The sequence below is a fragment of the Enterococcus sp. AZ015 genome (assembly GCF_050499225.1).
Taxonomy (GTDB): domain Bacteria; phylum Bacillota; class Bacilli; order Lactobacillales; family Enterococcaceae; genus Enterococcus_D; species Enterococcus_D entomosocium.
Window position 1 is genome coordinate 517096 of sequence record NZ_JBMHEX010000001.1, and the last position, 13444, is coordinate 530539.

12 protein-coding genes are annotated in these 13444 nt (G+C 39.1%); 10 read left to right on the forward strand and 2 right to left on the reverse strand.

Annotated elements, in window-relative coordinates:
- Window positions 1-62: 62 nt before the first annotated feature.
- Window positions 63-1133, reverse strand: a complete 1071-nt coding sequence (locus tag IGK85_RS02435; RefSeq protein WP_230209419.1) for an MATE family efflux transporter — start codon at window positions 1131-1133, stop codon at window positions 63-65.
- Between the two features lie 390 nt (window positions 1134-1523).
- On the opposite strand from IGK85_RS02435, the gene IGK85_RS02440 reads away from it, so the two are divergent.
- Together IGK85_RS02440 and IGK85_RS02445 are read left to right on the forward strand one after the other, a co-directional pair.
- On the forward strand, window positions 1524-2039 hold the full coding sequence (locus IGK85_RS02440) for a hypothetical protein (RefSeq protein WP_008377855.1): 516 nt from the start codon (window positions 1524-1526) through the stop codon (window positions 2037-2039).
- Between the two features lie 13 nt (window positions 2040-2052).
- Window positions 2053-3339, forward strand: a complete 1287-nt coding sequence (locus tag IGK85_RS02445) for a hypothetical protein (protein WP_008377856.1) — start codon at window positions 2053-2055, stop codon at window positions 3337-3339.
- A gap of 270 nt (window positions 3340-3609) precedes the next feature.
- On the opposite strand, the gene IGK85_RS02450 is transcribed toward IGK85_RS02445, so the two are convergent.
- Complete coding sequence (locus tag IGK85_RS02450; protein ID WP_008377858.1) at window positions 3610-3918, reverse strand: hypothetical protein; 309 nt, start codon at window positions 3916-3918, stop codon at window positions 3610-3612.
- Between the two features lie 891 nt (window positions 3919-4809).
- On the opposite strand from IGK85_RS02450, the gene IGK85_RS02455 reads away from it, so the two are divergent.
- The 8 genes from IGK85_RS02455 (at window position 4810) to IGK85_RS02490 (ending at window position 13225) form a co-directional block, all read left to right on the forward strand.
- A complete protein-coding gene (locus IGK85_RS02455; protein ID WP_008377862.1) occupies window positions 4810-6504 on the forward strand; it encodes a DUF2075 domain-containing protein in 1695 nt (564 codons plus the stop codon).
- Entirely contained in the window at window positions 6467-6802 is a 336-nt protein-coding gene (locus IGK85_RS02460; protein WP_008377864.1) for a nucleotide pyrophosphohydrolase, read from the forward strand. The genes IGK85_RS02455 and IGK85_RS02460 overlap by 38 nt, the downstream gene beginning before the upstream one ends.
- A gap of 482 nt (window positions 6803-7284) precedes the next feature.
- Window positions 7285-8028: a hypothetical protein gene (locus IGK85_RS02465; protein ID WP_008377866.1), complete on the forward strand. Its 744-nt coding sequence runs from the start codon at window positions 7285-7287 to the stop codon at window positions 8026-8028.
- A gap of 707 nt (window positions 8029-8735) precedes the next feature.
- Window positions 8736-10016, forward strand: a complete 1281-nt coding sequence (gene celB, locus IGK85_RS02470) for a PTS cellobiose transporter subunit IIC (RefSeq protein WP_008377870.1) — start codon at window positions 8736-8738, stop codon at window positions 10014-10016.
- Window position 10017: 1 nt separating this feature from the next.
- On the forward strand, window positions 10018-10917 hold the full coding sequence (locus IGK85_RS02475) for a hypothetical protein (protein ID WP_035006566.1): 900 nt from the start codon (window positions 10018-10020) through the stop codon (window positions 10915-10917).
- Between the two features lie 178 nt (window positions 10918-11095).
- Window positions 11096-11914 carry a MerR family transcriptional regulator gene (locus IGK85_RS02480; RefSeq protein WP_008377873.1) on the forward strand — a complete coding sequence of 273 codons (819 nt, stop codon included), beginning with the start codon at window positions 11096-11098 and terminating at the stop codon, window positions 11912-11914.
- Window positions 11915-12000: 86 nt separating this feature from the next.
- Window positions 12001-12477: an SAM-dependent methyltransferase gene (locus IGK85_RS02485; protein WP_008377874.1), complete on the forward strand. Its 477-nt coding sequence runs from the start codon at window positions 12001-12003 to the stop codon at window positions 12475-12477.
- A 166-nt stretch (window positions 12478-12643) separates the two neighbouring features.
- Window positions 12644-13225: a GNAT family N-acetyltransferase gene (locus tag IGK85_RS02490; protein ID WP_008377876.1), complete on the forward strand. Its 582-nt coding sequence runs from the start codon at window positions 12644-12646 to the stop codon at window positions 13223-13225.
- Window positions 13226-13444 lie beyond the last annotated feature (219 nt).

Genomic DNA, 13444 nt, shown 5'->3' on the forward strand with positions numbered 1-13444 from the left:
ATCCCTGTCAATCCATAAAACAAAACGATACGAGCCAAGTACCCCATACCAATCCGGAAAATTTAAATCGAAAGCAGCGAAGCGATGGTCGTAAAGTTGGTATCGCCAGCAGCGCGCAATGCAGCAGGCAAAATGAAGACAATGCTCCAAGTTAGAAAGTGCATCACGATGGCAATCAAATAAAGCCGATAAATCGCTGGAACAATAACTGCCGGCGGATTGAACAGGCGCATCCCATATGAAAAGAAGGGCAGCAGACTTAAGTTAATCACAAGAAACGCCACCATACCAGTCAAAACAAAGGCCTTCGTAAACTTCTTGGCGTCTGCAATATTGCCCCGTCCAATACTTTGGCCCACGATTGGCACAAGTGATGTGGCCAAGGCGCTAGGAATGATTTCTAAAATCTGAATCCCTGAAGACGCAATCGCGTTGGTAGCAATCACATTGGTTCCAAAACTGACGATCATTGTTTGGATAATGATTTTTCCGCCATAAAAAAACAAAGAGTCAGCAGCAAAGGGAATACTGATCTTTAACACTTTGCTGATGACTTTCATGCGAATATGCATAAGTCTTCTTTCTTTAATATAAAGAGCCCGCGATTGATGCGCAATGTGTAGACAGCAAAGAGCAACCCAATCATCCCCATGCCTAATACATGCAAAAAGAGAATATTGAAGACAATGTAGACAAAGTTCATTAGCAAAGACAATTTTAAATGAGGCCTTCGTGTGGCCAATCCATCTCAAACTGCCATTGGTTCCTTCTAATATTGCTTGCAATCGGTATGAGGCCAATAGACCCAACAAATAAATCTTGGCATGGTCCAAAACCAGCGACTCTGCTTGTCCGAATAACAACTGCAAGATACCTTTCTGAAAAACAGCAATCAAAATACTGACTGAACAGGCCAAAAAGACGGTACCGTAGACTGTGCCACTGCACACTTTGCTATGTTGTTTGCGCTCTTTTTTGGCGAAATATTGTGCCATCAAGACTGTTCCACCCAATCCGACAGCAGTAAACGTATTGACCAAGAAGAAATGCAAACTGCCAACCATACTGACCACACTAACTGTTTCTGTACCAGCGGAGCTGATCATCGCTGTATTGACAAAATTAAAACTCACAAGAAAAAATTAATCGAGGATCACGGGTAACACAAGAGCGAGGATAAACGGATAAGCAATATCTTGCCCGAAATAAACATTCTTTAGCCAATTGCCGCTATGATGCAGGATAGACTTGATCATATTCAACGAGGACACACCTTATATTTAATTTTGCGCACGGTTTCATTTTTATGCTATCGTTTATGGTAGCTTATGTCAATGTGGAATAAGTCGCAGGATGTGCAAATTGGCGAAATTGTAAAGGTTTATCTCGGATTTTTTATCACCTGACAAAAAGGATTAGGTGTTTTATGAAAAAGACAGTGGAAACGCAAAATATACCTTGCTACGACTGAAAGTAAAGGCTATTATAATCTTGTTAATAAATAAAATAAGGGTGGTAAAAAAATGAAAGAGTACCAAGATATTATGGGTAAATATCAGAAACAAAAGCAATACTATAAAAAAGTCATAGTAGTATCTATCGGATTGATCCTACTAGCAAGCCTCATCGTTTTTTTAGATGTGGTAAGAATCAATCCTTTGCTTGTTTATTTGGTGGGAATGAGCACTGCTCTTTTTTATGCAAATAAAACTCGTGTTGAAAGTAAATCATATGCACAATTAAAAAAATATTTGCGAAAAGCAAATCCAAAATTATTGCAACAAGAAGCGCTTGTCTTTTTTATTGACCAACAACTCAATAAACTTCCTCAAGAAGAAGCAAGTGGTCTTTTTGATTGGTTAGCAGAAGAAAAAAAATGGCAAGACAAGAAGGAACGGTCATATTTCCATGGAAAAGTGGATGAATTGCGTGCGTATTATTTGTTCCTCAACGATATGACCGATGATGAAGAGAATGGGGAAATCACTTTGGATACATTTCGGGCATTAGGAATAAACAAATATAAAGAGTTGGTCTAATAGGAGAGAAAGAATGAAATTAAGAAAAGAGTTATTAGGGATTGTTTTGGCTTTTTCAATGACAGGGATCATTGCAACCTCTGTGAATGCAAATGCCTACCAAGATGTCTATGATCAGCAAGAAAAACAAGAACAAAAAATCAATAAATTGCTTCAATCAGTGTTTATCTCAGAAGATGAACAAAGCACATTAGAACATGAATTGACCTCGTTTGATCAAGTGAAGGATCGTGAAAATAGACAAGATTTATTGGATTTGATTGCGCAAAGTGAAGCAACGCTCGCAAAAGTTGAAAAGAATGTGTCATCTGCAGAAGCCAATGCCGTTAAAACAGAACTTAGCCAAATCAAAACACAACTAGATGCGTTGGCTAAAAAAAGCGATGAAGCGTTTATTACCAAAGATGATCAAACGCAAATCAATGAAATCACAGAGAAGTATCAAACGGTATTTGGAACCAGTGAGATTACACCTGTCAGGTCTTTAGCAAATGAAGTAACAACACTGGCTAAAGCAGTCGAGAGGCATCAAAAAGAACTGATTTCTCTAGTTGATAAGCTCAAAGAAGATAACAAAGCAACAGATACATTGCTGAAAAAAGACTATTTGTCAGAGCGCGATAAAAAAGACTTAACGCAAAACAAAGCAGTCAACCAAACATTTTTCGAAGATGCAGATGAAAAGACAGCTGTTGAAGAACGACAGAGTGATTCGGCGAAGCTGATTGAAAACATCAGGCAAAAGCAAGAAGCGACTGCTAAAGAATTCAAAGACTATGAATTTAAAGCCAAATCACTGATTAAAGAAACAACATCATTGCTTGATGATGGTGATCTTACGAAGGATGAAACAAAAGAGCTTACAACTGCGAAAACAACTCTGGAAGATTCATTGGCGTTGAAAGATTACTCACCAGGTACCTTAAAAGATGACTTTGCTGCATTGGATAGTCAATATGACAGTGCAAAGACAAGCAGTGACAAACGGATCGCTGATAAGAAGAAAGAAGCCGAAGCAGCTGCAAAAGCTGAGCGTGAGAAACAGGCCAAAGAACAAGCAGAAGCCGCAGAGCAAGCGAAAGCTAATGAGGAAGCAAATCAGGCGAATGCCAACCAAGCCACCCCATCTCCTTCATTGGTTGGCGAATGGTACCAAGCACCTGCAGGGTATAAGTTCTTGAAGGTCGAAAGTGGCAAGACCTATGGACAAGTAAAGATTCCAGAGAACTTCACGTTGATTACAGATTCAGAAGCACAGAGTTATAGTCCGGGTCATGGTAACGGATATGCGAAGCAATAATGAATAGCCACGTCAGACAGACCAAATTTGAGTATTTGGTCTGTTTTTCTATATGCAAAAAATAAACGAATAATAACGATGTAACAGATGCCTTTGTTTTCGTTCATCAAAATACTACCTTATTAATAATTGGAATAATTTTATCGTAAAGTAATAGTTTTAGAATATTCGGACTGTTTTCTCGTCCAAAAAGAAGTTGGCAAATCGAAGAAAAAAACTGATTGATAACGGTATCAATCAGTAAGAGCTTAAAACGATCGAAGATTAGTATTACTTAGCATCGTTTTCTTTAAAGTAGTCATCAATGTAATCCTTAATTTTTTCAAAGTCTTTAGTCAGAAAAAATTTTGAAGGAACTTTTATGATAGGGAGGTTATTTTCATTATCAAAAGGAGCAAATGGCTCAGGAAGGACCAAGTAATCAACAGTATCTTTATCTCTCAGATAATTGATTGAAACGTCGTAAAACGGTGAAAAATAGTCTTTGAGGCTTGTGTCTCTTTGATAAAGAACACCTGGAGTTAATGGTGTGTAAGATAATCCATTGCTCAAAACTAAGACAAAACAAATTCTTTTCATAAAAAATCACCTTTCCTTTCGACTAGATACTAGCGTCATCTCAACAGTGAAGGATTCGTTATTTATTTGGTAAATCTAATTTAATAAGCAAATGGATAAAAAGTAGTGAGCAATAGAAAAAGGATTCAGTCGTTGGCTAAAAGGGAACCAGCAATCACAAGTTGTTCCTTTAATTTAAAAAACAAGCGATAAAAAAACACCAAGAACAATTATGATTAAGATTTCCAATGCTCTTTCTAGAAACAAATTGTTGCTTTTTAAAAATATTGTTTTCTTTTTATAAGGGAACCAAAATGACTGGCTTGCGTAGTCTGGCGGGTATACGGAATCTAAAAAGCCACTGATAAAAAGTAATGGAATAGCTTTGAAAATATTGTCATGGAAGGCTAAATAAATATAGTATGTTAACAAAGAAATTTGAGCGATCCGCAGATGTCTTAGGTTGGTAACTGTATAGTTCATCAAATCATCCTTTCGTAAATGATTATCTCATATTGAATGATTTGGTCAAATTAAAATTATAAAATATTTATTTATTTTAATGTTGAAAAATAAATTCTTTTAATTTAATAAACAATTTATAAATATCCTAAACAGAGGATGTTTGATGAATTAGCAAATGGGATTTTCAGCTATTTATTTTAGAACGTTTTAGAGAGGATTCGTTTGAAAAGAGTTTCAGGATAATAAGTTAGTCTATTAAATCATTAGCAAAGTATGCACGTTGGACGAAATTAGTAGATTAATCAACAGTGATTTTTTAGATAATGGTTATTTTGCTAAAACAAAAAATTACCAATTTTGTCTTTAATGCTTTAAGAGCAAAATATGCAATGATATACTAAAATAAATAACCTTAATGGAATAGACACTAAACGGAGACTCTAAAATATGACCAACCAACTAATCATAGAAGATCATCATTTCAAGAAAGGTGAGCTATCTAGCATAACGACGGCTTATATCGATCAGTACCCAGTCGTTTACATACTCTACAACCGAAATGAAAAGAAAAGGCCTGTTGCGTACATTGGTCAAACGGTTCAAGTGAACAAACGATTGAAGCAGCACTTGAATAACTCTAAGCGCAGAGAAATTAAAGAAGTCTTGCTGATTGGACATGAAAAATTCAATCAATCAGCGACCTACAATATCGAAACCAATTTGATCAATCACTTCATTGGGGATGAGCAGTTTCAGTTGCAAAACGTCAGTCAAACAAGACAGGTGCAGATGCATCAGTATTATGAAAAAGAGTATTATGATGAAGTGGTCTTCCAAGAGTTATGGGAAGAATTGCAAAGACGGCAATTGGCGAAGCACTCAATCGATACGATTCGCAACAAAGATGTATATAAATTATCTCCTTTTAAAGAACTGACGCCAGAACAGTTAGATATAAAACTTGAAATCATTGAGTACTGTAAACAAGCGATTCAGCAGGATGAAACACAAAAAGTCTTAATGATTGAAGGAGAAGCTGGAACGGGAAAGAGCGTCCTATTGGCATCTCTCTATAACACCCTTCAAGACTATACAAAGTCAGAGTCTGTATTAAAAAGCACCGATAACTATTTGCTGGTCAACCATTCAGAGATGTTAAAAACCTATCATACAATGGCAGAAAGTTTGCCAAATTTAAAAAAGAATCATATGTTAAAGCCAACTTCCTTTATTAATAAAACAGATAATCAGAAGTTGCACCCAGACATCGTTATTGTGGATGAAGCCCATTTGCTTTTAACGAAGAAAGACAGTTATAACAGTTTTCACTATGAAAACCAACTAGAAGAGATTATCAAGCGAGCAAAAATCACGATTTGCATTTTTGATCCGAAGCAAGTATTGAAAATCAAAAGTTACTGGGATCAGGACAAACTGGATCAGTTTCAGAAAAGGTACAATGCTTCTCGCTTTAAGCTAAAAGATCAATTAAGAATGAAAAGTAGTCCACAAATAATTCAATGGATCGATGATATCGTAGAAAAACGTGTAACACCGATTCCAGAATCAACAGCATCTTTTGAGCTTCAGATTATGGAAACCCATGATGCGTTGAAGAATAAAATCTTTTCTCTCGATAAAAAGGAAGGTCTGTCACGGATCATCTCAACATTCGATTATGTTCATAAAAAAGACGGAGCTTCTTATCTTGTAGATCCTGGTGGGATCAACCTGCCATGGAATACGACCGACACGAAGCGAACATGGGCGGAGCGACCAGATACAATCAGTGAAGTCGGATCAATCTACACCGTCCAAGGGTTTGATTTAAACAATGTAGGAGTCGTCATTGGCCCTTCCGTTGATTACGATCCAGAGACCGACCAGCTTGTCATCGATATCGATAAATATGAGGACAAAGGGGCGTTTACGGGACGTGACGATATGAACCAAGAATTGACGAAGAAAGCCAAAGAAACGATCATCCTTAATTCATTGAATGTATTAATGAAACGAGCAATCAAAGGGCTTTACATCTATGCAATCAATCCCAATCTCCGCCAAAAACTCTTAACCCTACAAAACGAAAGGAGCCAGGCCTACCATGCAAAACCACCCCTCTTCAATGGAACGGATCAATAAATTCCGAGATGATCGCAATTGGCGACAATTTCATAATGAAAAAGATCTAGCTATTTCTATCTCCATCGAAGCCGCCGAATTGTTGGAGATTTTTCAATGGAAAACACCTAAAGAAGCCACTCAAAATTTCGAACATCTAAAAGAAGAAATTGCCGATGTTCTGATTTATTCTTATATGCTGGCAGACAATTTGGGTCTTGATATTGATGAGATCATCAAAGAAAAGCTGGAAAAAAACAACATGAAGTATCCGGTGAAAGAAAGTAAAGATTCGAAAAAGAAGTATAATGAATTGTAACAAAAAAGAAGCAAGGACGCTGCAAGTTCTTGCTTCTTTTTTTGATGGAATAGGAGCAGCAACGGCTTTCTGAATTCATCTGCGATTGGTTACGAACGTCAAAAATCTGTCATAATTGAGAAAGTTGAAGATAACTTCAAATTGGTTACAATTTTTCGGAAATTTGAAGTTAACTTCAAATAAGCGCAATTTTTGATAAAAAATGAAGTTAGACCTAGTATCTGCTAGAGCAAAAACAAGATTATCCTATCCGAAAATGAAGACAAGATCATCGGTAAAAAATCGGCAACAATGAAGGTCGTTTTCTATCAAAAATATTTCTCCCCAAAAACCTAAAAAACCTATTGCCCCCCAAGCCCACTTACTGTATAGTAAACAAGAATATTTCATGAAAATAACCAAAAATAACTAATTAAAAAGACTTCGTTATTGAAAATTGCGATTAAACGTTGCCGCAAACGGAATATAAGAAGGGGAAAACAATGACGTATTTAACAAATAATTTTGTGAATTGCATGATCACTTTAGGGTTTATCTTCATCCATCTATTTTCAAATGTTATCTCATCCAGAAAACTAAACGTGCAATACATGAGCTCCTTTGCCGCTGGGGTAGGGATCTCCTATGCGATCGTTCATCTATTGCCCCATTTGGCGTATTTTCAAACGGTGTTGATCGATGAATTTGGCTGGGATTCGGGGATTTTTTATAGTCATGGGGTCTATGGCATCGTTTTGTTTGGCTTAGTCTTCAGTTACGTGATCTACAAAATCGATGAGCGGACGTTTATGGTGTTAGAAAAGAAAGACATCACCAGTGCCAAAAACGCCTTTTTTTGGTCGGATATCGCTTTTCATGTGATCTACAATATCATGATCGGCTATATCGTGATTGCCAATACGCTATCAGAGCGTTTTTACATTTTGACCTACTTTATTGCCTTTGGTTTGCACTTTCTCATGAACGATTGGCTGCTCTATCATCATCATGGTGCCCTTTACAACAAATATGGTCGTTTTGTGCTTTCCTTCAGTATTTTCGCGGGAGCTGCGTTCTCCCTCTTTGTTTCATTGCCTTACTATCTGGTGGTCATCATTGAAGCCTTGATCACCGGGGCTTTGCTGGTGAATATCATCAAATTTGAGTTACCCAATGAAGGGGAAGGCAGTATTCGTGGGCTATTGGTAGGCACAATCTGTTCTGGAATTTTGTTTGTATTTGTCTAGCGCGAAAAGGAGGGCTGAATCATGGATGATTCGGTCCTCCTTTTTTTATAAATACGTAAAGCAATCACTATTTTCTATTTCAATCGAACAAATCACAATAGTTTTTTATTTTTTTGACCATTATTTACAATTTTGTTACGATGTTCGCTTGCTTTTCCCAAAAACATTCTATAAAATGTAAGCGAATAGAAACCAAAAAAATAGGCACCTCGTATCTCTGCGCCAACAGATTTACGAGGCCCTGATCAGTCACACCCTTAAGACGGATGACCAATCAAGTTGCCATAGTTGATCGCCAAAGGCATCAACGTGTTTATTGTACCCGATTTCCTTGTCGATTTCTAGTAGATTCAGGCAGGTTTTTGGGCAAAAACCGTGGGATGCTGGACGCTTATTTTGCTATGCCAAAGGCATTGGACAATCTTGTCCAATGCCTTTTTTGTCGTTTGAAACGGTTCATGCGCAGGATCGTTTGCGGCAAATAAAAGGTATGAAGATCAGTTGAGAACAGTTGCATGGAAAATAGGCAGTCATAGTTGAGAAATCCAATGCCTTGCGTTCTTACTGTGTTCATAGCAATAGCGTTCTGGCGATCAGCACTTCAATCCTAGGTTCTTGAAGGTGGCAAGCCTTGGTTTCTATTCACACTTCGAAAAGATACCTGAACGCACTCTTTCAGCGATCTTTTAAGGTTAAGGAGGAAGCTTATGAAGGATTCGTTAAAGAAATTTATGGAAGAAAAAATGCTGCCATGGGGAATGAAAATTGGCAGTGAAAAGCATCTAGTTGCCATCCGTGATGGACTTGTCACCACGATGCCTTTGATTATTATCGGTTCCATTTTTGTTATTTTATCCAACGTTCCATGGGAAGGCTTTAACCTATTTGTTACTAGTATTTTTGGTGAGGAATGGCGCAGCAAATTAGACTTTGTCGTCCAAGTGACCTTTGGTGTGATGGCGCTGTTCAATTCCTTTGCTATTGCGTATAGTTTAGCAACCACATACCGCGTCAGCGGTTTATCTGCCGGTGTATTGGCAGCGTCGGTTTTTCTTTTAGTCACTCCGATTGAAGACGGCGGCATTCAAATGTCTTATCTTGGTAGCCGCGGGCTGATCGTAGCAATCATCACCAGTTTGATCACGGCGGAGATTTTCCGATTATTCGTACAAAAGAATATCGTGATTCGCATGCCAGAAAACGTTCCCCCGGCGGTCAGTCGCTCCTTTATTGCATTGATCCCCTCATTCTTTTGCCTCTCGCTTTTCTGGGTGATTCGTTTATTAGTGGAATCATTCGGCAATACGAATGTTCATGATCTGCTGTACAGCCTTGTGGGACAACCTTTATCGATCATTGGCGGAGGCTTTATAGGTGGTCTATTTGCCATTATGTTTACGTCATTGTTTTGGTCAGTGGGCATCCACGGTTGGGACTTGGTCTTGAGCGTCCTGCAGCCGACATGGATTCAAATGATCGATGAAAATCGGATCGCTTTTCAAAACGGCGAAACGATTCCGCATATCATCAATTATACCTTTATGAATACCTTTGTCTGGATTGGCGGTAGTGGCGTGATTTTGGGCTTGGCGATCTTACTCTTAGTCAGAAGTAAAAGCAAGTATTTAAAAGAGTTGGGGAAACTCGGATTTCCATCAACGGTTTTTAATGTCAATGAACCCATCATGTTTGGGTTGCCCGTTGTCATGAATCCATTGATTTTGTTCCCATATATTCTGACGCCGGTCGTTTGCTATATCATCTCTTATACGACAGTTGCCATGGGGATCGTTCGACCTGCCGTCGTTTTGGTGCCCTGGTCGATGCCGCCAATCATCGGCGGTTATCTAGCCACAGGCGGACATATTTCGGGGGCAATCTTACAGCTGGTGAATCTGACGGTTTCTATCGCCATCTATTATCCATTCTTCAAAATGCTGGATAATCGGACATTAGCCAGTGAACTCGGTTCAGAAAGTGGGGCGTAAAATGAAGACAAAACGATTATTGAATTGCACGGCAGCTGATTTTAAATCATTTGATAAAGACCAGCTATTGGAAAGTATTCGAGGAAGTGCAGGTCGGACGATCGTAGCAGAAAATGACGTCCAGATCGATCCAATGTCTAGAGGAATCACCAATGCTGAATTCGTCGCTGCATTTGGGGCGGATTTGATTTTGCTGAACCTATTTGATTTCGAAAACGGCGCTATCAAAGGATTACCGACAACGGATGACCCCATTCGCTTTTTGCAGTGCTTAACGGGGCGGCCTGTTGGGGTCAATCTTGAGCCTGTCGACGATTGTGCGGAGCAGATGGAACAGTTGACAACTATCGCTACGGGGCGTTTGGCAACAAAAAAAAACATGGCTCGTGCAGAAGCACTTGGATTTGATTTTATCTGTCTGACAGGAAATCCTTCAACTGGCGTTTCAAATAAAGAGATCACAGCGGCAATCAAACAAGCAAGAGCCATTTTCTCTGGGATCATTATTGCTGGAAAAATGCACGGAGCTGGTGTCAATGAACCCGTGTTAGATGAAGAAATTGCGTCTGCGTTCATTCAAGCTGGAGCCGATGTTATTCTTGTACCCATTGCGGGCACGATTCCTGGGCTGAGTGAACAACACATGAGTGATCTAGTGGCCTTTATCCACCAAAAAGAGAAGTTGGTCATGGGCACCATCGGTACTACACAGGAAGGTGCAGATACAGGTACGATCCGTGCTTTGGCATTGACTAGCAAACGTGCCGGCTGCGACCTTCATCATATCGGAGATGCAGGTTTTTCTGGGACCGCTGATCCCGAGAACATCTTGCAACTATCCATCGCCATCAGAGGCAAGCGCCATACCTATCACCGAATGGCCGTCTCAGTGAACCGATAGGTGGAACAAATGGTCACATGCCTATGAAAGGCAAGAATTGTTAGAAGAATTTTTCGTTGAGTGTTGAATAATGAAGCAAGACCGAAACAGAGAGTGAACTCTTTGTTTCGGTTTTTTATAGTGAGTAGCATTGAAGTGTGGATAAAGTGTTTTTATAATAAATCTATCGGAGGTGCGTATGTTTAAGATAGGTGAATTTTCAAAGCTCTCTCAAGTGAGTATCAGAATGTTGCGTTACTATGATGAGATGGGTCTATTAAAGCCCGATAGGATTGATACGTTTACTGGTTATCGACTGTATTCGGCTGTTCAATTGCCTGAACTCAATAAAATAATCTATTTGCGTGATAGCGGCTTTAGTGTAGCAGAAATTGCGGTGTTGCTGAAAAACCAAGAGCAGGACTTCCTTGCAGAACAATTAGAAAGAAAAAAAGATGAAATTGAGACAACTATAGAGGCGGAAAAACAAAAATTAATCAAACTAGAAGTAGCTAAATTAGAATTGACGAAGGAACGAACAGAGCGCCATTATCAGGTCACAATGAAAGCAGTCCCGAGTTATCATGTGCTCTCCCTTCGCAAAGTCATACCAAATTATTTTGCTGAAGAGGAACTGTGGAGAGAACTAGCCACTTTTATGGAGCTTCATAAAATAAAGAATTTCGGACAATCATTTTCGATTTATCACGACCAAGAGTTTAAAGAAAAAAATGTCGTTGTTGAATTGTGTGTGCAAGTGAAAGCAGGCCTGCAAGTAGATTCCAAAGTATTTTCTATCTACGAAACGGAGGCAGTGCCAATTATGGCGTGCACGATGGTGTACGGTGCATTCTCCAACATAGCCAACGTCTATTTGTCCTTGGCTGAGTGGCTACAAGAACATCCTTATTACCAAATGGACGGACCAGACAGGCAAATCGTGCATCGCGGTCCTTGGAATGAGCAGGAGGAAAGCAATTATTTGACTGAAATACAAATACCACTCATAAAACGATGAGTAGCAGATTTTTTCTATTTTTTCTTGACTCTCACATTGTGTCAGGCACTATTCTAAGAGCACAAAGAGGAAATGGAGGAAAGAAAATGACAGAATATAAACTACAACCGATCGGAATCATTCAAAACAATGAGGACGGATGCTTGCTCAAGCTAAAGAAAGAATATGTTCCAGCTTTGGCAGGGATTGAAGGATTTAGTCACCTTCAATTAGTATGGTGGTTCAGTGATTTTGCGGATGCAAAGTATCGAATGATTTTGGATGCTGAGCAACCCTATAAACATGCGCCTGAAAAAATGGGGATTTTTGCTACGAGATTACCCATCCGACCAAATCCAATTGCATTAAGTGTTGTTCAAGTATTATCAGTCGATGTTGAGAAAGGAATTCTTTCTATTCCTTATATTGATGCAAACGACCAAACGCCACTAATAGATATCAAACCGTACACACCAAGTTTGGATCGAGTAGAAGTGCCCAGAGTTCCTTCCTGGTGCCATCATTGGCCGAACAGTTTAGAAGAATCTGCTGATTTTAATTGGGAAAATGAATTTAATTTTTAGAGGATGAAAAAATAGAGGAATCAATCGGAAGATTGTTGGCGCAACAATGAAAATTTAAGCAATGTCGATGTTCGATTCAAGTAAAGAAAAAACGCGGTTTGTTTTTAAGGGACATCCTCCACTATAATTGGGGGGAACATTAGGAAGAGCGAAAGGAGTACACCACATGCTAACAGGCAACAAAGTCACTTTAACCCCTGCGGAAATCAAAGATAAAGAAGCGGTCTATCAATGGTGTTTTCATTCTGAAACCACAAAATATCATTCCGGACCACCTTCTTATCCTAATGCACCGATCGCCACTGAAGCAGAGTTTTTTGAGGACTATCAAGAGTATTACTTTACTGGTGCCCAACCGCAAGATGGCAGAGGCTTTTTGATTCTACATGCAGGTGAACCTATTGGCTTTATTAGTTACTCCTCGTTTCATCTAAAAGACGGCATAGCAGAATTGGATATCTGGTTGAATCGAGAAGCTCATTGCGGCAAAGGATTTGGTACCGATGCGATCGTCACCCTCGGTGATCATTTACATGAAACATTCGGCATTCAAAAATTGATGATGCGGCCGTCGAGAAAAAATATCCCTGCAGTCAGATCTTACGAAAAGGCTGGTTTTACGCAATCTATCCAAGACCTTGCTGACTATTTGTTGGAAGAGTATCTTGCTTTATATGCCGAAGGGGATTATGGGGCAGAAGAAACGGTGACATTGATCAAAATGTTTCCGTCAACTGTATTGAGCTGATCTGGCCGATCTCTAACATTCGGCTTCAAACGATTAAAGGTTATTTCATGAAAACAGTCCATTTCACTTTGCAAGCAAGGGGAAATGGACTGTTTTTTACCTTTTAGCAATTTAAGGTCATTCAAAATACTCCTTCTTCGCTCTATCTTCTAACTTCGTTCGCACGCTAAATTCCTTCCTATGCAACAGTTATCGAAAAATCGCATAAGCCCCCACCAT

Coding starts and splice junctions, on each gene's coding strand:
- IGK85_RS02480 (WP_008377873.1), top strand. CDS start 11,096: ATGTTTAAGATAGGTGAATTTTCAAAGCTCTCTCAAGTGAGTATCAGA.
- IGK85_RS02475 (WP_035006566.1), top strand. CDS start 10,018: ATGAAGACAAAACGATTATTGAATTGCACGGCAGCTGATTTTAAATCA.
- IGK85_RS02460 (WP_008377864.1), top strand. CDS start 6,467: ATGCAAAACCACCCCTCTTCAATGGAACGGATCAATAAATTCCGAGAT.
- IGK85_RS02485 (WP_008377874.1), top strand. CDS start 12,001: ATGACAGAATATAAACTACAACCGATCGGAATCATTCAAAACAATGAG.
- IGK85_RS02465 (WP_008377866.1), top strand. CDS start 7,285: ATGACGTATTTAACAAATAATTTTGTGAATTGCATGATCACTTTAGGG.
- IGK85_RS02445 (WP_008377856.1), top strand. CDS start 2,053: ATGAAATTAAGAAAAGAGTTATTAGGGATTGTTTTGGCTTTTTCAATG.
- celB (WP_008377870.1), top strand. CDS start 8,736: ATGAAGGATTCGTTAAAGAAATTTATGGAAGAAAAAATGCTGCCATGG.
- IGK85_RS02450 (WP_008377858.1), bottom strand. CDS start 3,918: ATGAAAAGAATTTGTTTTGTCTTAGTTTTGAGCAATGGATTATCTTAC.
- IGK85_RS02455 (WP_008377862.1), top strand. CDS start 4,810: ATGACCAACCAACTAATCATAGAAGATCATCATTTCAAGAAAGGTGAG.
- IGK85_RS02490 (WP_008377876.1), top strand. CDS start 12,644: ATGCTAACAGGCAACAAAGTCACTTTAACCCCTGCGGAAATCAAAGAT.
- IGK85_RS02440 (WP_008377855.1), top strand. CDS start 1,524: ATGAAAGAGTACCAAGATATTATGGGTAAATATCAGAAACAAAAGCAA.